The sequence below is a fragment of the Curtobacterium citreum genome (assembly GCF_006715175.1).
GTDB classification, from domain to species: domain Bacteria; phylum Actinomycetota; class Actinomycetes; order Actinomycetales; family Microbacteriaceae; genus Curtobacterium; species Curtobacterium citreum.
The window spans coordinates 896,676-914,724 of record NZ_VFMQ01000001.1 but is presented as its reverse complement, the minus strand read 5'-3'; the positions used below and the strand labels follow the sequence as shown (position 1 = coordinate 914,724).

20 protein-coding genes are annotated in these 18,049 nt (G+C 72.8%); 10 read left to right on the top strand and 10 right to left on the bottom strand.

Features of this window, described 5'->3' with window-relative positions; genetic code table 11:
* Positions 1-76: 76 nt before the first annotated feature.
* Complete coding sequence (locus FB462_RS04500) at positions 77-553, bottom strand: MarR family winged helix-turn-helix transcriptional regulator (RefSeq protein ID WP_114848853.1); 477 nt, start codon at positions 551-553, stop codon at positions 77-79.
* A 98-nt stretch (positions 554-651) separates the two neighbouring features.
* On the opposite strand from FB462_RS04500, the gene FB462_RS04495 reads away from it, so the two are divergent.
* Together FB462_RS04495 and FB462_RS04490 are read left to right on the top strand one after the other, a co-directional pair.
* Positions 652-2,838: an MDR family MFS transporter gene (locus tag FB462_RS04495; protein ID WP_141860416.1), complete on the top strand. Its 2,187-nt coding sequence runs from the start codon at positions 652-654 to the stop codon at positions 2,836-2,838.
* Between the two features lie 77 nt (positions 2,839-2,915).
* Positions 2,916-3,506 (top strand): TetR/AcrR family transcriptional regulator, encoded by a 591-nt coding sequence (locus tag FB462_RS04490; protein WP_141860414.1) that lies wholly within the window; start codon positions 2,916-2,918, stop codon positions 3,504-3,506.
* Positions 3,507-3,883: 377 nt separating this feature from the next.
* On the opposite strand, the gene FB462_RS04485 is transcribed toward FB462_RS04490, so the two are convergent.
* Positions 3,884-4,642 carry an SDR family NAD(P)-dependent oxidoreductase gene (locus tag FB462_RS04485; protein WP_114848850.1) on the bottom strand — a complete coding sequence of 253 codons (759 nt, stop codon included), beginning with the start codon at positions 4,640-4,642 and terminating at the stop codon, positions 3,884-3,886.
* Between the two features lie 91 nt (positions 4,643-4,733).
* On the opposite strand from FB462_RS04485, the gene FB462_RS04480 reads away from it, so the two are divergent.
* Together FB462_RS04480 and FB462_RS04475 are read left to right on the top strand one after the other, a co-directional pair.
* The gene (locus tag FB462_RS04480; protein ID WP_141860412.1) at positions 4,734-5,297 is read left to right on the top strand and encodes an acyl-CoA-like ligand-binding transcription factor; all 564 of its coding nucleotides are present in this window, start codon (positions 4,734-4,736) and stop codon (positions 5,295-5,297) included.
* A 49-nt stretch (positions 5,298-5,346) separates the two neighbouring features.
* Entirely contained in the window at positions 5,347-5,784 is a 438-nt protein-coding gene (locus FB462_RS04475; protein WP_114848848.1) for a VOC family protein, read from the top strand.
* Here the strand turns inward: FB462_RS04475 and FB462_RS04470 are convergent.
* Entirely contained in the window at positions 5,781-6,050 is a 270-nt protein-coding gene (locus FB462_RS04470) for a hypothetical protein (protein WP_114848847.1), read from the bottom strand. The two genes, FB462_RS04475 and FB462_RS04470, sit on opposite strands and share 4 nt — an antisense overlap.
* Positions 6,051-6,115: 65 nt before the next feature.
* Here FB462_RS04470 and FB462_RS04465 point away from each other — a divergent pair, with 65 nt between their 5' ends.
* Both FB462_RS04465 and FB462_RS04460 read left to right on the top strand, forming a co-directional pair.
* Positions 6,116-6,421, top strand: coding sequence for a hypothetical protein (locus tag FB462_RS04465; protein ID WP_114848846.1), 306 nt, complete (start codon positions 6,116-6,118; stop codon positions 6,419-6,421).
* 41 nt (positions 6,422-6,462) lie between these two features.
* Positions 6,463-7,341 carry a DUF808 domain-containing protein gene (locus FB462_RS04460; RefSeq protein WP_141860410.1) on the top strand — a complete coding sequence of 293 codons (879 nt, stop codon included), beginning with the start codon at positions 6,463-6,465 and terminating at the stop codon, positions 7,339-7,341.
* Between the two features lie 132 nt (positions 7,342-7,473).
* On the opposite strand, the gene FB462_RS04455 is transcribed toward FB462_RS04460, so the two are convergent.
* From FB462_RS04455 to mtnN, 3 genes are all read right to left on the bottom strand, one after another.
* The gene (locus tag FB462_RS04455; RefSeq protein WP_141860408.1) at positions 7,474-7,698 is read right to left on the bottom strand and encodes a hypothetical protein; all 225 of its coding nucleotides are present in this window, start codon (positions 7,696-7,698) and stop codon (positions 7,474-7,476) included.
* Between the two features lie 133 nt (positions 7,699-7,831).
* Entirely contained in the window at positions 7,832-9,781 is a 1,950-nt protein-coding gene (locus tag FB462_RS04450; protein ID WP_114848843.1) for a potassium transporter Kup, read from the bottom strand.
* Positions 9,782-10,145: 364 nt separating this feature from the next.
* Positions 10,146-10,856 carry a 5'-methylthioadenosine/S-adenosylhomocysteine nucleosidase gene (mtnN, locus tag FB462_RS04445; RefSeq protein WP_114848842.1) on the bottom strand — a complete coding sequence of 237 codons (711 nt, stop codon included), beginning with the start codon at positions 10,854-10,856 and terminating at the stop codon, positions 10,146-10,148.
* A 41-nt stretch (positions 10,857-10,897) separates the two neighbouring features.
* Between mtnN and FB462_RS04440 the strand changes: the two genes are divergently transcribed.
* Together FB462_RS04440 and FB462_RS04435 are read left to right on the top strand one after the other, a co-directional pair.
* Complete coding sequence (locus tag FB462_RS04440) at positions 10,898-12,484, top strand: sensor histidine kinase (protein ID WP_141860406.1); 1,587 nt, start codon at positions 10,898-10,900, stop codon at positions 12,482-12,484.
* Positions 12,481-13,167 carry a hypothetical protein gene (locus tag FB462_RS04435; RefSeq protein WP_141860404.1) on the top strand — a complete coding sequence of 229 codons (687 nt, stop codon included), beginning with the start codon at positions 12,481-12,483 and terminating at the stop codon, positions 13,165-13,167. The genes FB462_RS04440 and FB462_RS04435 overlap by 4 nt, the downstream gene beginning before the upstream one ends.
* 33 nt (positions 13,168-13,200) lie before the next feature.
* Here FB462_RS04435 and FB462_RS04430 read toward each other — a convergent pair whose 3' ends face one another.
* Positions 13,201-13,881 carry a hypothetical protein gene (locus FB462_RS04430; RefSeq protein WP_141860402.1) on the bottom strand — a complete coding sequence of 227 codons (681 nt, stop codon included), beginning with the start codon at positions 13,879-13,881 and terminating at the stop codon, positions 13,201-13,203.
* A 125-nt stretch (positions 13,882-14,006) separates the two neighbouring features.
* On the opposite strand from FB462_RS04430, the gene FB462_RS04425 reads away from it, so the two are divergent.
* A complete protein-coding gene (locus tag FB462_RS04425) occupies positions 14,007-15,488 on the top strand; it encodes a glycosyltransferase family 2 protein (RefSeq protein WP_308423650.1) in 1,482 nt (493 codons plus the stop codon).
* Positions 15,489-15,506: 18 nt separating this feature from the next.
* On the opposite strand, the gene FB462_RS04420 is transcribed toward FB462_RS04425, so the two are convergent.
* The gene (locus FB462_RS04420; protein WP_229666785.1) at positions 15,507-16,496 is read right to left on the bottom strand and encodes a response regulator transcription factor; all 990 of its coding nucleotides are present in this window, start codon (positions 16,494-16,496) and stop codon (positions 15,507-15,509) included.
* 2 nt (positions 16,497-16,498) lie between these two features.
* Here FB462_RS04420 and FB462_RS04415 point away from each other — a divergent pair, with 2 nt between their 5' ends.
* Positions 16,499-16,846: a hypothetical protein gene (locus tag FB462_RS04415; protein WP_058741171.1), complete on the top strand. Its 348-nt coding sequence runs from the start codon at positions 16,499-16,501 to the stop codon at positions 16,844-16,846.
* 88 nt (positions 16,847-16,934) lie between these two features.
* Here the strand turns inward: FB462_RS04415 and FB462_RS04410 are convergent, their stop codons facing one another.
* Positions 16,935-17,828 carry a serine hydrolase domain-containing protein gene (locus FB462_RS04410; RefSeq protein ID WP_229666787.1) on the bottom strand — a complete coding sequence of 298 codons (894 nt, stop codon included), beginning with the start codon at positions 17,826-17,828 and terminating at the stop codon, positions 16,935-16,937.
* Between the two features lie 37 nt (positions 17,829-17,865).
* Positions 17,866-17,994, bottom strand: a complete 129-nt coding sequence (locus FB462_RS17805) for a hypothetical protein (protein ID WP_257222040.1) — start codon at positions 17,992-17,994, stop codon at positions 17,866-17,868.
* Between the last annotated feature and the right edge of the window lie 55 nt (positions 17,995-18,049).

The following is an 18,049-nucleotide window of genomic DNA, read 5'->3' as shown; positions in this document are numbered from 1 at the left end:
GACTGGAGGCTCGTGGCGGGCCCCGCCACGAGCCTCCGGTCCGTCCCCGGTCTCGTCCGCGACGCGGGCCGCGTGGTCAGGCCGCGTCGTCGCGGTCCGGCGCGCCGATGCCGAGGACGGTGTCCGCACGGTCGTTGAGGCGGGCCAGCAGTCCGGCCAGCGTGCGCAGCTCGTCGGTCGCGAAGGCCTGCGTGAGCTCGTCGACGGCCTCGGCGCCGGCGACGTCGAGCCGGTCGAGCAGCCGGCGACCGGCGTCGGCGACCGCGACCAGGCTCGCGCGTCCGTCCGCGGGGTCGGGCGAGGTGTCGAGGTACCCGGCCTCGACCAGCGACGCGACCCGACGGCTGACGACCGGCCGGGACAGCCCGGTCGCGTCGGCGATCGCCATCGAACGGACGGCACCGAAGTGGTCGACAGCCCGCAGGATCACGCGCGCCGTCGGGTCGAGCCCGCCGCGCGACTCGATGAGCGACGAGCGGAGCGCCTGGCGGACCCAGAGCCGGTCGAGCTGCGCGTGCAGGAGCCGCTCGGCGGCGGCGCGGTCCTCGGTCACGCGGCCAGGGTACCGGCGCCCAAATTAGTTGCTTGCTGGAAGCAATGGATGTATCGTTGCGCGGTCTGCAAAGTTACACAGCCAGAAAAAGGAGTTCGATGACCGCCACCGCACCCGTCCCGGTGCAGCACGGCCGCCACGCGGCCGAGGCGCCCGCGGCGACCGCCGCGCCCGCGCCCGGCACGCCCGGCCAGCAGCCGCTCATGACGCACCGCCAGATCCTCCTCGTGATCTACGGCCTGATGGCGGGCATGTTCCTGTCGTCCCTCGGCCAGACGGTGTTCGGCACGGCCATCCGCACCATCGGCGACGACCTGCACGGGCTCGACCAGCAGGCGTGGGTCACGACCGCGTACCTGATCACGTCGACCATCGCGACGCCGATCTACGGCAAGCTCTCCGACATCTTCGGCCGCCGACCCCTCTACATCTTCGGCATCGTGGTGTTCATCCTCGGCGCCGTGCTCTCGTCGATGTCCACCTCGATGCTCATGCTCGCCGCGTTCCGCGCGGTGCAGGGCATCGGCGCCGGCGCCCTGATGTCGCTGCCGCTCGCGATCATGGGCGACATCCTCGCCCCGCGCGAGCGCGCCAAGTACCAGGGCTACTTCCTGGCCGTGTTCGGCATCTCGTCGGTCATCGGCCCGCTCATCGGCGGCCTGCTCGCCGGCTCCTCCGAGATCCTGTGGATCACCGGCTGGCGCTGGGTGCTCCTCATCAACGTCCCGATCGGTGTCGCCGCGCTCATCATGGTGATCGTCTTCCTGCACCTGCCGAAGGTGCACGGCAAGGGCGACAAGCCGAAGGTCGACTGGTGGGGCGCCACGGCGGTGATCGTCACGCTCGTGCCGCTGCTGCTCGTCGCCGAGCAGGGCCGCACCTGGGGCTGGGGCTCCCCCGCCGCGATCGCGAGCTACGTCATCGGCGCGCTCGGTCTCGTCGCGCTGCTGCTCGTCGAGGCGAAGATGGGCGACGCGGCGATCATCCCGCTCAAGCTCTTCCGGTCCGGCACCTTCTCGATGGCCACGGTCATCGGGTTCCTGGTCGGCTTCGCGATGTTCGGTGCCATGCTGACCATCCCGCTCTACCTGCAGATCGTCGTCGGCCTCACCCCGACCGAGTCCGGCTTCGCGACGCTGCCCCTGGTCGGCGGGCTCATGATCGCGTCGATCACCTCCGGCCAGATCGTCGCCCGCGTCGGTCGCTACCGGATCTTCCCGGTCATCGGCACGTTCCTGGTCTCCGCCGGCTACGTCGTCCTGACCTTCATGACGATCGACAAGCCGCTCTGGTTCCTGATGATCGGCATGTTCCTCATCGGCCTCGGGCTCGGCTCGGTCATGCAGTCGCTGACCCTGGCGTCCCAGGGCTCGGTCGAGGCCCGGGACATGGGCGTCGCGACCTCGTCGGCGACCTTCTTCCGGCAGATCGGCGGCACGCTCGGCACCGCCGTGCTCCTGTCGATCCTGTTCTCGGTCATGCCGTCGAACATCCTCACCGCGACCGCGAACCAGGCCGACCTGCAGCCGGCGCTCTCCGCCGCACTCGACCCGACCGTGGCGGGCAAGGCCGAGAACCAGGGCGCGATCGACAAGATCTGGGCCCCGATCACCGCGCCGCTCACGAAGACCGTGCAGTCACAGCTCGACGACGCGACCGCGCAGGCGAAGCAGGCCGCCGACGCGCAGGTCGTGTCGAAGGTCAGCGCCGCCGTCCAGGCCCAGGTCGACGCCGGGGCACTGCCCGAGGCCGCCGCCCAGACCGTCATCGACCAGCAGGTCGCCGACGCCACGCCCGCTGCCGAGGCCGCCGCGCTCGACGCCGTGGCGACGAAGGCCCACGCGAGCGTGCAGGACGGCACGGTGACCGTCGACTGGTCGGACGCCTCGCAGCGGTCGTACTGGGTCGACGAGCTGACGCCGAAGCTGGCGGAGGAGATCCAGGACGGCAGCGGCACCGAATCGAACGCCACGAGCACGAACGACACCTCGTTCCTGACCGGTGCCGACAGCCGGCTGACCCGGCCGTTCATGGCGGGGTTCAACGCCTCGTCCGTGACGATCTACTGGGTCGGACTCGGGGTGATCCTGCTCGCGTTCGTCCTCACCTGGTTCTTCCGGGTGCCGCCGCTCCGCCAGCGTTCGGCGCTGCAGGAGCAGCACGACCAGGCGAACGGTGCCGGCGACGGCGCTGACGAGCTGGAGGTGCAGGCCGGTCTCGCCGCCGCCGAGGCCGGTTCCTTCACCGGGCCGATGACCGGCTCCACGCCGACCCAGCGTCGGTGACCACGCGGCCGGTCCGGGTGCACCGCGCACCGGGACCGGCCGCTCCCGCCCCACCCACCCTCCACCCAGGAGTGCACGTGACCACCACAGCAGCACCGGACCCGGCCACCACGCCGTGCACGTTGCGCGAGCGGAAGAAGCAGCAGACCCGGCAGGCGCTCCACGACGCCGCGCTCACGCTCGTGTCCGAGCACGGTCTCGACGGCGTCACCATCGAGCAGATCTGCGCCGACGCCGACGTCTCCCCGCGGACCTTCTTCAACTACTTCACGTCGAAGGCGCACGCCGCGCTCGGTCTCGACACCGTGGAGGTCCCCGCGTGGGCTGCCTCGCGCTTCGCCGAGGCCGACGGGCGGCTGGTCGACGACCTCTGCACGCTCATCGCCTCGACCGTCCCGCTGTCGCCCGACCGTCGGCGCATGAAGGAGCTGCTCGTGCTCCGGCCCGAGATGGCCTCGATGGTGATGCGGTGGATGGCCGAGTCGCGGCAGTCGCTCCTCGCCACCGTCGGTGTCCGGACCGACGAGCAGACCGCGCGGACTGCGGTCGGGCTGGTGATGTCCGCGCTGTCCGAGGTCGCACACCGGGACACCGTGGGCGACAGTGATGAGCTCGACGCGCGGCTCCGGGTCGTCGTGGCGGAGATGGGCGCGCTGGCTTCGGCGTAGGGCGCGATCGGACCCGGTCCCGGTCCCGCTGGCTCGGCCGCTGCCGCTGGCTCGGCCGGTGCCGCTGGCTCGGCGAGACGCCCCCGTGTGGCCGAGACGCCTTCGTCCCCGGGGCCGTCTCGACGGGGCCGGGGCGTCTCGACGGGACCGGGGCGTCTCGACGGGACCGGGGCGTCTCGACGGGACCGGGGCGTCTCGAGGCAGGCGGGCGTCTCGGCGGGGCTACGCGAGCAGCGTGCGGGTTGCCGTAACGCAGCCGTCGGTGCGGGCGGGACCGCCCTATGCTCGGTCCCGCCGACCCCGGTCGGCGGGAACCCGTGTCGGCGACGCCAACGTCGTCGTCGTCGACACCGGGGGTCCCCGCTCGGCGCACCGGGTCAGACGACCGACCACCCACCGTCAGACGGCAGCACGACGCCGTTGACGTTCGCTGAGTCGTCGCTCAGCAGCCAGGTGATGGCCGCCGCGAGCTGCTCGGGCTGCGCGACGGGCGGGATGGCCACCTGCATGATCGGTCCGACCCGACCGGCCGCGTACTCGCTCCGCATCGGCGCCTCGATGTTCGTCGCGACCGCCCCGGGGGCGACCGCGTTCGCGCGGATGCCCTGCGGACCGTGGAAGAACGCCACGCTCTTCGTGAAGCCGGCGATCGCATGCTTGGATGCCGTGTAGGCGGCCCCGGCAGCGGAGGCCCGGAGCGCCGCCTCGGACGCGACGTTCACGACCGCACCGCGACCGGCGCCGATCATCGCCGGCAGGACGGCCCGGGTCAGCCGCATCGGACCGGTGACGTTGACACTGAACACGCGGTCCCAGGTGGCGTCGTCGACCTCGTCCGGCGGCAGGAACGCGTCCATGATCCCGGCGACGTTCGCGAGCCCGTCGATGCGCTGGCCCGCGGCGGTGAGCAGGGCGTCGATCGTCGCCGGATCGGTGACGTCGCCGACGACGGTCTCGACGGCGAGCCCCGGGAGGTCGTCCCGGAGCGCGTCCAGTCGCTCGGACACGACGTCGGTCGCGACGACGCGTCCGCCCTCGTTCGCGATGCGCGTCGCCGTGGCGCGTCCGATGCCGGACCCCGCTCCCGTGACGATGATGGTCTTGCCGGCGAACCGTCCGGCGGTGGTGTCGCTCATGTCGTCTCCTCGTCGAGGTGCGCGGTGCGCGAGCTGCGCAGGTGCGCGGTGTCCACCACCCAGTTGTAGCACTCAGTGCCGAAAGGATGCCATGGGAACCGTCGGACGCCCGCGCACGATCGATCCGGATGCGGTGTCGCTCGTCGCGCTCCGGATGTTCGACGACCTGGGCTTCGACGCCGTCTCGATGGACGAGGTCGCGGTGGCCGCCGGGGTCAGCCGTCGTTCGTTGTTCCGCCTGTTCCCGAGCAAGGCCGCGCTGGTCTGGGGCGGCCTCGACGAGTTCGCCGACCGCTTCACCGCCGCGCTGCGGGAACGCCCGACGAACGAGACGTCCGCGGAGGCCCTGCGGGCCGCGTACCGGATCGGCGCGACCTTCCCGGACGACGTCGTCGAGACGACACGGCACCGACTCCGGGTGATCCGCGCGGAGCCGTCGCTCGGCCTGGTCGGCGCGGAGACGATCGCCGCCCTGACGAGGACCGTCGTCCGGTTCGTCGCGGAGCGGGACGGGCGATCGCACACCGACCTCGAGGTGGTCGTGCGGGCGAACGTCCTGGTAGCGGCCGCGAGCGCCGCACTCACGTGGTGGGCGGTCGACGGCGACGGACGCCCCGAGGACGCCGTCGACCGCGCCCTCTCGATGCTCGGCTGATGCTCGGCTGAGGCTCGCGGTCCCCGACGACCGGGCGTAGCGTCGGCGCATGAACGTCAGCGGACCGGCACCGTACTTCCTGCTCCCCGGGACGGCACGGGCAGCGCTCACCCGGTGGCAGCGGGTCTTCGGCGGCGAGCTCCGGATCGCCACCTACGCCGACTTCTCCCGCGACGACGGTCCGGCCGACGCCGTGGCGCACGGCGGGCTCGTCGGTGGTCTCCGGCTGTTCGCGGCGGACGCCGGCCCCGACGACGAGTCCTTCGCGGCGTCGGGCCTGCTCTTCTCCCTGCTCGGCGCGGCGGAACCCGACGTCCTGCGGCGGTGGTTCGGGGACCTGGCCACCGACGGCACCGTGGTCGACCCGCTGCAGCAACGACCGTGGGGCGACTGGGACGGCGTCGTCCGGGACGCCTTCGGGGTCACGTGGCTGATCGGTTTCGAGGCGTCCGCAGCGGCGACCGGCCCGGCCCTGGCCGGCTCCTAGGCGGCGTCGGCGGGCAGCAGCGGGGCCCAGAAGGCGTCCGGACCGTCAGCGACGACCGCGTCCCGCTCGAACCGGAAGCCGTACTCGCGCACGAAGTCGAGGGCCGCGGCCTGCTCGTCCTCGGCGTCGTCCTGCGCCGCGTCGAACAGGTACACGCCGTGCCCCATCGCGACCCCCGCGTCGCTGATGACGGAGAGGTCCCAGCGACCGGGTTCGGCGCGCTCGATCCGGACGACGGCGGCCTGTGCAGCGGTGAAGTCAGCCATGCCGCGAGCATACGGACGCCGATCCTGCGGCCGTTCAGGACCGCGGCACCCCGTAGCCTGAACGCATGGACGCCCCGCAGCCGTCCGGCACGACGAGGCGCCGGATCACGCTCACCATCGACCGGCCCTGGTGCACCTGGGGCGCCCGCCCGACGGTGACGATCGACGGCGTCGGGCACCCCGCGCAGTGGGGCACCGGCACGTGGGCGGTCGCCGAGTCCGGCGACACCGAGGTGGGCGTCTACCTGTACAACCGGGTCTGGCGGTTCGGCGCCGCGCACGCCACGGTGGGCACCGCGGATACCCTGCGCTACCGCAGCGGCGTCCTGCCCCTCGGACCCGGGACGATCACGCCCGAGCCGACGGTCTGACACCACGGGTTCGCAGGTTCCGGCCCAGTAGTCTGAGGAACATGTCAGTCGGGTTGCTCGCCGTGGTGGACGACATCCTCTCCGCGGCCCTCAAGGCCAGCGCGAAGACCGCCGGCGTGGTGATCGACGACGCGGCGGTGACCCCGCAGTACGTGCAGGGCCTGGAGCCCGCGCGTGAGCTGCCGGTGGTCGGGCGCATCGCCCTGGGCAGCCTGTTCAACAAGTTCGTCATCATCATCCCCCTGGCCCTGCTGCTGTCGGCCTTCGCGCCGTGGGTGCTCCCGTGGCTCCTGGTGATCGGCGGCACGTACCTGTGCTTCGAGGGCGCCGAGAAGGTCACCGAGTGGTTCGGGGTGCACCACGCGGCGCACGGCGACGAGCAGCCGACGACCGAGCCGAAGCTCGTGTTCGGCGCGATCCGCACGGACCTCATCCTGAGCACCGAGATCATGCTCATCGCGCTCGCGAGCCTGGACACGAGCCTCGGGTTCTGGCCGACCGTCGGGGCCCTCGCGCTCATCGGCGCCGGCATGACCGCGCTCGTCTACGGCGCGGTGGCGCTCCTGGTCAAGGTCGACGACATCGGCCTGCAGATGATGAAGCAGGAGTCGCGCCGCACCCGACGTGTGGGCGCCCGGGTCGTCGCCGCGATGCCGACGGTGTTCCGCGTGATCAGCATCGTCGGGACCGTGGCGATGCTCTGGGTCGGCGGGCACCTGGTGATCGCGAACCTCGCCGAGACGTTCTGGTCCGGACCCTACGACCTGCTGCACGTGGTCGAACACGCGGTGGAGGCTGCCGGACCGGTCGTCACCTGGATCGTCGACACGGCCGTGTCCGCCGTCCTCGGGCTCGTGCTCGGCATGGTCGTCGTGGGCATCGTGCTCGGCGTCGGTCGGCTGCGGCGCCGCTCGCACTGACGGCGGCGGCGACCTCACGCGCTCAGCGACACCTCACGGCCGCGAGTGCGCGTGAAGTGTCGCTGAGCACATGGACTCGCGCGCGCCGCGCGCCGCACGCGCACCGCGCATCGCACATCGCACGCGCGCGCGTCAGCGTCCGCCGTCCCCCGGCGACGACGTCGACCACTGGTACCACGCCTCGAGCTGCGCCTGCGCACTCCCGAGCGCACTGTGCGATCCCCGGACGGCCCCGTCCACCGACGCGAGCTCGTACTGCCGTTCGAGCACGATCGTCCCGAGCACGGTGTCCCCCTCGAGCGCACACCACGTCGTCGCGGAGTCCTGTCGCCAGGTGAGGGGGTGCACGTGTGCCATCGGGGGCGGCTTCCGCTCGGTGCCGCAGGAGCCCGGATGGCGGAACGACTGCTCGGACGCTACGCCGTCCGGCTGGACGGTGCTCAGCATCGGAGCAACGAGCAGCACCGCGGCACGCAGCCCACGGCCGCGGTCAGATCTCGACGTCGCTGCCCATCGTCACGGTGCGCTGCGCCGGCAGCCCGAACCGCGCGGCGGGATCGGCGGCGTTGTGCGCGAGCCCCACGAACAGCTTCTTCCGCCACCGCGCCATGCCCCGGTTGCCCGGCTGCGGCCGGAGCGCGCCGCGGGAGATGAAGTACGACGCGTGCTGCATCTCGTCCGGGTCGATGTCGAGCACCTCGGCCAGGCACGCGGCGTGCAGGGCACGGGGCAGGTCCTGGTCGTCGGAGAACCCGAACTTCACGGTGATGTGGTCGATCCCGTCGTCCTCGTATCCCAGGTCGTCGCGGAAGAACGCCTTGGCGTGCGGGACGTGCGGCACGTTGGCGGTGAGCACGGACACGATGAGCACGGTCCGGTGCATCACGTGGTTGTGCTCGACGTTCGCCCGGAGCGCGAGCGGGGTGGTCTCCTTGTTCGGGTGCGGGAAGATCGCGATCCCCTCGACCCGCGGGATGTGCTTCGTGTTGACGCGCTCGATGAACTCGGCGAGGGACCCCTCGCGCTCCTTGCGTTCGTCCTGCACGAGCTGCCGACCCCGGCGCCACGTCGTCATGAGCGTGATGACGGCCAGCGCGATCAGGAGCGGGACCCACCCGCCGTGCAGGATCTTCGACAGGTTGCCGGCGAGGAAGGTCAGCTCGAGCCCACCGAAGACGACCGCGGCGAGCACGAGCTTCCACGTCTTCCACTGCCAGAGCGGCTTCACGACGAGGAGGAGCAGCAGGGTGTCGACGACGAGCGCGCCGGTCACGGACACCCCGTACGCGGTCGCGAGGCTCGCGGACGACCGGAACGCCAGCATGATCGCCATCACGCCGATGAACAGCAGCAGGTTCACGGCGGGCAGGTAGATCTGGCCGCCTTCTTCACGCGAGGTCTGCCGGATCGTCAGCGGCGGCAGCAGCCCGAGCTGCACGGCCTGCCGTGTCAGCGAGAACGCCCCGCTGATGACCGCCTGGCTCGCGATCACCGTGGCCGCGGTGGCGAGCACCACGACGGGGAGCCGCAGACCGTCGGGGAACAGCAGGAAGAACGGGTCCTTCGCCGCCGAGGGGTCCTCGAGCACCAGCGACGCCTGGCCGAGGTAGTTGAGCACGAGCGCCGGGAACACCACGAAGAACCACGCGCGCAGGATCGCCGGGCGACCGAAGTGCCCCATGTCGGCGTACAGCGCCTCGGCCCCGGTGATGACGAGGACGACCGCCCCCATCGCCACGAACGTGATGTACGGGTGCGCGACGAGGAACGTGACCGCCCAGGTCGGCGAGAGCCCCTGCAGGACGCCCGGGTGCGCGATGATGTGCGGCACGCCGGCCACCGCGATCACCGCGAACCACAGGAGCATCACGGGACCGAACAGGTTGCCGACCTTGCCCGTGCCGAACCGCTGGACGGCGAACAGCAGCACGAGGATCACCGCGGCGATCGGGACGATCAGGTGCTCGACCGACGGCGCCGCGGTGGACAGGCCCTCGACCGCGGAGAGCACCGAGACCGCCGGTGTGATCACCGAGTCGCCGTAGAACAGCGAGACGCCGATGATCCCGATCACCAGGAAGATCGTCGCCCCGCCGCGGCGCTCGGCGTACAGCCGCCGTGCGAGGGCGGCGAGCGCCATCACCCCGCCCTCGCCGTTGTTGTCGGCCCGCATGAGCACGAGCACGTACTTGATCGACACGACGACCGTGACGCTCCAGAACATGATCGAGATGACGCCGTAGACGTCCTCCTGCGTCGCCTTGACGATGCCGCCGTCGATCGTGAAGACGGTGCGCAGCGCGTAGAGCGGGCTGGTGCCGATGTCGCCGAAGACGACGCCGAGCGCCGCCAGTGCCAGCGCGACGACGCCCTTGCCGGGGACGTGGCCGTCGTCGGCCACGGTGTCCGTGGTGGGCGACGGTGAGCGGGTCTCGGTCACGCGCGTCTCTTCCGTCAGGGTCGTCCGGGCGACGACCGCGGATCATCATCGCACCGACGGGCGCCTCCGGTTCGCAGGCGACCTCCACCTGTGGACAGCCGTGCGGAGACCGGCCTGCCGTTCGCTGTACCCCGACACCTCGACGCGTACAGGAACGGCGTCCTACCGTCGGCGACGAACAGAGCGCGGACACGCGCGGGAGGAGCACACCATGAACCTCGACGGCTTCGAACCGGCCCAGCTGATCGTCTTCGTCATCGCGGTGGTGCTGGTCTTCGGCGGACTGATCGCGAGCAGGCGCCGCCGCTGACGCGGCATCCCCCACCGGCCAGGAGGCACGGGGCCCGGCGCGGACGTCGGCCCGTCAGACGGTCAGGTCGGTGACGACGTCGTGCGCGACGCGCGCCGCACGCGCGGACGCGTCGTCGAGGTGCTCCTTGAACTCGTCGCCGTCCGGCGCACAGAGGTCGCTGATCCCGCGGATCGACACGAACGGCATGTCGTGCACGTGGGCGAACTGGGCGATCGCCGCGGACTCCATGTCGACGGCCGCGACCTGGGGGAACGCCTCGCGCAGGACGCGCGCCCGTCCCTCGGTCACGAAGACCTCGCTCGAGCCGATCGTGGCCGATCGCACCCGGTACGGTGTCTCGGCGGCAGCGGCGACGTCGGCCATCCGTGCGTCCGGCGCGTAGCCCGGCGGCATGCCCGGCACCTGGCCGAGCGCGTACCCGAAGGCGGTCGCGTCCGCGTTCACGTTGACGTAGTGGTCGCCGACGACGACGTCGCCGATGGCGATCCCGCGCATCAGCCCACCGGCGGTGCCGACGCTGATCACGGGGACGGCGCCGAAGTCGTGGAAGCAGTGGGCGACGGCGGCGGTGGCGTTCGTGAAGCCGATGCCGCTGCGGCGGAGGGCGACCGTCCGGCCGCCGACGTCGAGCAGGTGGTGCTCGTCGTGTCCGCCGACGGGGCCGTCCTGCAGGACCACACCGCCGAACAGGTCGGCGACGGCGGCGAGCTCCTCGCTCATGGCCGCGATGACGACGGCGACGGGTCGGGACTCCTGGTGCACCGGACGATCCTCCCACGCCGCGCGCGTGCCAGCATGTCCACATGGGGACGCGCACGGACCGGGACGAGCGGGCTGGCCTGCGGGCGTTCCGCAACCAGCTCGCCGTGGTGGCCGGGATCATGCCGGTCGTCGCCTTCGTGCTCGTCGTCGACCGCGAGTCGGTCGGGGTGCTCGCCGCCCTGGGGACCGCGCTGCCGCTGGCGGCCCTCGCGGTCGCGGCCGCGGTCCCCACGACCGTCGACCCGCGGTGGTTCGCGGCCGTGCTCGCCGTCGACGTCGCCGCGATCGCCCTGATCCGCGGGGACGTGCCGTCGGTCGGGATCAGCGCGCTGTTCACACTCCCCGCGCTGTGGGCCGGGTACGCGTTCGGCTTCCCCGGTGCGGCGACCACCACGGCGTTCACGGTCGGCCTGCTCTGGGTCGGCGCGCCCGGCGAGTGGGTGACGATCGACTCCGGCGACACCGCCCGGCTGGTGTCACTCCCCCTCGTGATCGCCGCGGTCAGCGGGACCGCGGCCGCCCTGGCTCGCCGTGCCCGAGCCCGGCAGGCGCTCCTGCACGACCAGGCCGAACTGCTCCGTCGGCGCCTCGGCGAGGTCACCGCGCGCGAGGAACTCGTCCGCGCGGTGCTCGACTCGGTGGACTTCGACGTGCTCGCCTTCGACGCCGAGGGGAACACCACGGTCACGAACGCCGGGCGCAGCGGCGCGGCCGCCCGGGACCTCGCCGCCCGCACCACGGCGGACGGGGTCGGGTCGCTCGTGCGGCGGACCCTGGACGGCGCCGAGCTCGAGGAGGAGCTCGTGCCGGTCCGGCGCGAGGACGGTCGAGCCAGGACGTACACGGTCAGCACGCGCCTGCTGCCCGACGAGGGCGGCGGGGGCGGCGTCCTCGTCGCGCGGGACGTCACCGCCGAGCGGAGTGCCCTGCAGGCCCGGGACGACCTGGTCGCCTCGGTGTCGCACGAGCTCCGCACACCGACCACGGCGGTCCTCGGCTCCGTGGAGCTCGCGCGCGAGGTGGAGGGCCTGCCCGCGGACGCCGAGCGCCTGCTCGACGTGGCTTCCCGCAACGCCGAACGACTCGTCGAGCTCGTCGGCGGCATCCTCGACGCGGCCCGCGAGGAACGTGTCGACCTCGTGCTCGCACCGTGCGACCTGCTCGAGGTCGTCGACGCCGCGGTCGAGGCCGCCGAGCCCGCCGCCCGCGCCGCCGGGGTGACGCTCCGGACGAGCGCGGCGGCGTCCCCCGTGACGGTGGTCGCCGACGCCTTCCGGATCCGGCAGGTCGTCGACAACCTGGTGAGCAACGCCGTCAAGTACAACCACGACGGCGGCTGGGTCGAGATCGGGGCGCACGCGGTCGGCGACCTCGTGTGGCTCATCGTGCGCGACGACGGGATCGGCATCGCTGACGCCGACCAGGACCGGCTGTTCGAGCGGTTCTTCCGTGCCGAGAGCGTTCGGAGCACCGGCATCCACGGCACCGGGCTCGGCCTCGCCATCTGCCGGCAGATCGCCCGGCGGCACGGCGGGGACCTCAGCGTGGTCAGCGTGCTCGGCGAGGGCACCACCGCGACGATGACGATCCCGGCAGCGGGACCCGACCGGACGGAGGCCGTGGCGTGAACCCCTACCTGCTCTGGACCGCGGTCGGCGGCGGCCTCGTCCTGCTCGCCACCGCGCTGGTGAGCCGTCGATCGGGCGCCCGACGGCCGGACGTCCCCCGGAGTGCCCTCGACGCGGCGGTCGGCATCGTCGGGGCGTTCCTCGTCTGCATCGCCGCGGCGCTCTTCGCCGGGTCGGCCACCCGCGTGCTGGTCGTGTGGCTCGTCGTGCTGCTCACGGTCGGGCTCGTCTGCACGGTGCTCCGGGTCCGCCCGGGGAAGGCGGCGGCCGCGGGCGACGGCGTCCCGCAGCGGGCCGAGGCGCTCCCGGCGGCGCTGCGGATGCTCGACCGCGCGGACTACCACCAGGTGTCGGTCGTCCGCCTCGCGGTGACCGTCGGCGACGCCGCGCTGCTCGGGACCGCGTTCGGCTCCGAGACGGTCGACGCCGCTCGTGCTGCCCTGGCCCGGGCGCTCCGGGACGTCGTCCCGCCGGACGCCCCGCTGTGGACCGAGCAGCACGACCGGGTCGTGGCGCTCGTCCGGCAGGAGGAGTGCGACCTGACTGCCTGGCGCGCCGAGGTCGAGACGGCCCTCGTGGCGGTCTCGCCGGACCGCGTCCCGACCGTTCCGACGGCGACCTGGCGCACGACCTCGACCGACGACCTCGGCTACCGGCTCGACGACCTCGAGACCGACGACTGACGACGCCCCGCGACCGCCCGTCCTCCGGTGCGGTCAGCCCGCCGGTGCGAGGTCGATCGACAGCGTGTCGGTCGCGGTCTGCTGTGCCGTCGCGCCGCCGCTCCCCGCCGTGGTCTCGGTGAACACGAGCGTCACGATCGCCCGGAGCCGCGCGGCCTCGGCGGGAGCCGCCCCGAGCACGAAGGTCCCGGACCACGACTGCGGCGCGGCGACCGCGTAGCCCTGACCGTCCGCCTGCTCGGCGGGCGAGCCGTCCGACGCGACGTCGGCGCCCGACCCCGTCCGGTACGACACGGCGACGGCGGCCCGCACGAGCCGGACCTCGGCGTCGCCGCCGGACCGGGTCGTCACGGACATCGAAAGGGGCTTGTCCGCTCCCGGGGTCCACTCGTCCATCGGCAGGGTCGACCAGTAGCGGACGTCCACCGTCAGGTCGCCGGCCTGCAGGGTCCGGCTCGCCGCCCCGGAGGCCAGGTCCCCACCGACGGCGGACGGCTTCGCGGACGGCGTGCGAGACGGCGCCCCGGACGCCGACGCGGACGGTGCCCCCGATGCCGACGCGGACGCCGATGCCGCGACCTCCCACGGCGGCGTCCCGCACCCGGCGAGCACGAGCACCGCACCGACCGCGAGCGCCGACACGGCTGCAGCCCGCGCCACGACCGGACGCCCCGTCAGCGGCCGCCCCACGACCGACCCCCGCCGAACCGTCATCGTCGCCCCCACTCCTGCGTCCAGAGCAGATCTTGAGGATCCGCTGCGCCATGGTAGCGCCGGCGCAGAGCGGTGGCCCGGAGACTCGGTGCAACCGCATCGACCCGAACGATCAGGAGCACCCCGTGTCCGCCACCCGACCCACCGAGGCCCCCCGCACGGTCCCCACCACCTCGACCGCCGCCGACCGCAGCCGCTACACGCGCCGCCACGACCCCGAGCTGGCCGCGTCGGTCCTCGACGACCTGCAGGCGCTGCCGGAGTACCGCCCGTCCATCGGCTGCGTCATCCCGGCCTACAACGAGGAGGAGAGCATCGCCGCCGTGCTCACCTCGCTCCTCGAGCAGACCCGGCTGCCGGACGTGGTGCACGTCGTGATCAACAACACGACGGACCGGACCTTCGACGTCGCCGCGGACTTCGCCGGCCCGCACGTGGTCGAGCGCGACGGCGTCGGGCAGCGCACCGAGGTCTACGTGCACGACATCGGCGAGAACCCGGACAAGAAGGTCGGGGCCCTGAACTACGGCTTCAGCCTCATCGAGGGCTGCGACTACATGCTCGGCGTCGACGGCGACACCACGGCGCACCCGGACGCCGTGGAGTGGCTGGCGCAGGAGATCGTCTCCGACGCGCGCATCGGCGGCATCTCCGCGATCTACTCGATCGACGACCGGCCCTTCCGCGGTCCCGTGCAGCGCTTCCTGATCGCCGGACAGCGCGCCCAGTTCGCCGCGTTCAACATGCAGAACATGCTCAAGGGCCGGAACATGGCGGTCCTCGGCGGCCAGTTCTCGATCTTCTCGATGCGCGCCCTGCACGAGGTCATGGACGCGAACCACCAGGGCTCGCCGTGGGTGAAGGACAGCGAGGTCGAGGACTCCCTGCTCTCGCTCCAGGTGAAGAGCGCCGGGTACCTCACCAAGATCAGCGCCCGCGCCCGCGCCGACGTCGGCGGGATGCACACCCTGCGCGGCCTCGACGCCCAGCAGGTCAAGTGGAACTTCGGCGCGATCGAGCTCATGTGGCCCGGGCAGCGCGGTGACACGAAGGGGCAGCCGTTCCACCCGAACCTGCGCCTGCGCTGGGTCGAGCACGCCTCGATGGCGATGAACTTCCTGACGCGCGTGCTCTTCGTGCTGCTGCTCGTCGCGTCCCTGTCGATCCACGCGTTCGTGTTCAGCCCGCTGTGGCTGGTCCCGCCGGTGGTCGCCGTCGCGCTGAACCTGCGGGTCGTCGCGTCCATGAAGCACCGCACGTGGCGCGACGTGCTGTTCGCGGCGCTCATCGCCCCGGCCGAGGTCTACATGTGGATCCGTCTCGGCCACTTCCTGCGCGCGTGGACCCGCTTCGCGAGCAAGAAGCAGACCGACAACTGGGCCGAGCAGGCGAAGGCCGAGCGCGGCTCGGGCAACGCGCACCTGGCGCCGGTCGCGATCGTCCTGCTCGTGATGGCCGCCGCGGTGTACGGATGGCTGCAGCTCGACGTCGTCGCGCAGTCCACGATCCTGTGGTTCGGCTGGCCGGTGCTCGCCGTGATCACGGCGATGCAGACCCTCGGGATGGTCGGCAAGCTGCTCCGCCGCCAGTTCGGGTACCGGGTCTGAGGGATGCCGCCTCCCCGCTCACTCCGCGACGAACCCCGGGTCCCCGGGTCCCGTCAGCCGGTAGCCGACGCCCCGGACCGTCACGACGAAGCGTGGCGCGTTCGGGTCGTCGGCGAGCTTGCGTCGCAGGTTCGCCATGTGCACCTCGACGTTCCGCCGGTCGGCGTCGCCGATGTAGTGGGTGGTGACGTACGCGTCGTTCCGGACGGCCAGCGCCAGGTCCGCCTTGGACCGGACGCGGCGACGGGTCTCGACGAGCGTCGCGATGAGGTCGAACTCGGTCTTGGTCAGCTCGACCGGGACGCCGTCCACCCGGACGAGCCGGGCCTCCTGGTCGATCGCGAGCCCGTTGTGGTGCACCCACGCACCGTCGACGTCGGCCGGACCGACCGGCGAAGCCGGCGAGCCCGGCGACGCCGGACCGTCGGGCGAGGTCGGCGGGTCCGCGGCCACCGGAGGGGCGGGGACCTCGGGCGTGACCGTCGCGACGGACAGGACGGCCGAGGGCGCGGCGGACGCGACCGGGACCTCGCTCGCGGCGAGCGGACCGGTGCCGTCCGGGTCGCCGACCTCGGGCGCCGCGGGCTCCGCGATGCGCGGACGCCGGAGCATCGCCCCGAGCCTGGCCCGGAGTTCCCGCGGCCGGAAGGGCTTGACGAGGTAGTCGTCCGCACCGGCCTCGAGGCCCTGCAGGATGTCGATCTCGTCACCCATCGCCGAGATCATCACGATGTAGGTGCTGCTCGACTCCCGGATGCGCCGCGCCACCTCGAAGCCGTCGATCCCCGGCAGCGACACGTCGAGCGTCGTCACGACGGGCTCGTGCGCGAGGACCGCGCGCACGCCGTCCTCGCCGTTGCCGGTGCTGACCGTCGAGAAACCGGCCTGCATGAGCACCTGCTCGAGCAGGTAGCGGATGTCGAGGTCGTCCTCGATGACGACGGCGACGCGTCGTTCCTGTCCCGGGTCCGTCACGACGGAGTCCCCCTCCCCCGCCACGGTGGTCACCCGTGAACGGCACGCTGGTGGTCCTGGACGCGCACGACCGTGCCGAGCGGTACGGGTGGCTCGTCTCCGAGGAGTATTGCAGCACCCTCCTGCATGCGGACACCTGGGGATCCGCGCTCCGCGGCTTCGCGCCCGCCCCCGACGTGCTCCTGGTCGCGTCCCTCACGGACCGCGACGCCGCCGCCGTCGCGTCGATCGTCCGGGTCGGTCGCGCGCTCGGCGTCCGCGTGGTCTGCGACGGCTCGCGGACGGGCGAGGTCCTGCTCCGTGCAGCGGTCGCCGCCGGTGCCACCGGGTGGGACGGCTCGGCTGCGTCCGCCGGGGCCGCCTTCGCCCCGCCCGTCGCGTGACGCGACCACCCACCGGACGGGAGGCACGGTGCGGCCCCGCCACGTGCCTCCCGTCCGGTGGTCCCCGCCCCGGTGACGGGCCGCGCCGCTAGGGGGCGAGCACCGCGTCCACGGCGACCGCGAAGGCGTCCGCCCCGCCGTGGTCGTCGGCGGTGACCGTGACCACGGCGTGGTCGGCGGACATGACCATCTGGCCGTACGCGCCGTGCAGGCGCCAGAGCCGCCCTGGCCCGCCCCAACCCGCCATCGCGTACCGGTCGTAGCCGGGGTCCGCGTCGGGTCGGACGACCCAGTCCGTGTGCATCGCGTCGCACCACCGCGCCCCGACGACGCGCCGTCCGTCCACGACGCCGCGGTCGCGCACCAGGCGGCCGAGGCGGGCGACCTCCTCGGTGCGGAGCGCGATGCCGGCCCCGCCGGCGACGAACCCGCGGGAGCAGCGCTCCCAGGTGACGCCGTCGACGCCGAGCGGCGTGAACAGGCGGTCCGCGACGAACGCGCCGACGTCGCCGACCCGGGTCTCGAGGACGCGCATCGCCGTGTACGTGCTCACGTTCGCGTACTGGAAGACCCGGCCGCGTGCGGGCCGGCCGAGGAACTCGGCGGCGAGGTCCGGCCACTCGGTGAGCTCCGTCGCCGACCAGGGCATGTCGATGCCGCTCGTCATCGTGAGCAGGTGCCGCAGGGTGACCTCGCCGGTGCCCGGGCCGAACGCGGTGCCCGGCAGGGCGGCCGCCATCGCCTCGACGACCGGTGCGTCGACGTCGACGAGGCCGTCGTCCGCAGCGATGCCGACCGCCAGGACGGCGACGCCCTTCGCGATCGAGTGCACCTCGCGGCGGACGTCGGGCGTCCAGTGGTGCTCGGCCGTCTCGTCACCGATCCGGACGTGCAGGCCGTGGGCGCGGAAGCCGGTCCGGTCGGCGTGGGCGACGAGGGTGTCGAGGACGGCGGCGGCGCGGTCGGACTGGGCGGGGTGCACGGAGGCCATCATCGCGGACCCGCGGCCGCGGCGCGCGTCAGAGTCCGCGGAGCCGGCGCCCGGACGCCGCGTCGTTCCACGACGTCGACGAGCCCTCGACCTCGGCGGCGTGGAGGCCCTCGTGCCCGTCGGCGAGCGCGCAGCGCCAGCGGTCGAAGACGCTCATGCAGAGGTCGCGGACCACTGGGTCGGACGGCGGACCGCCGACGTCGTGGGGACGG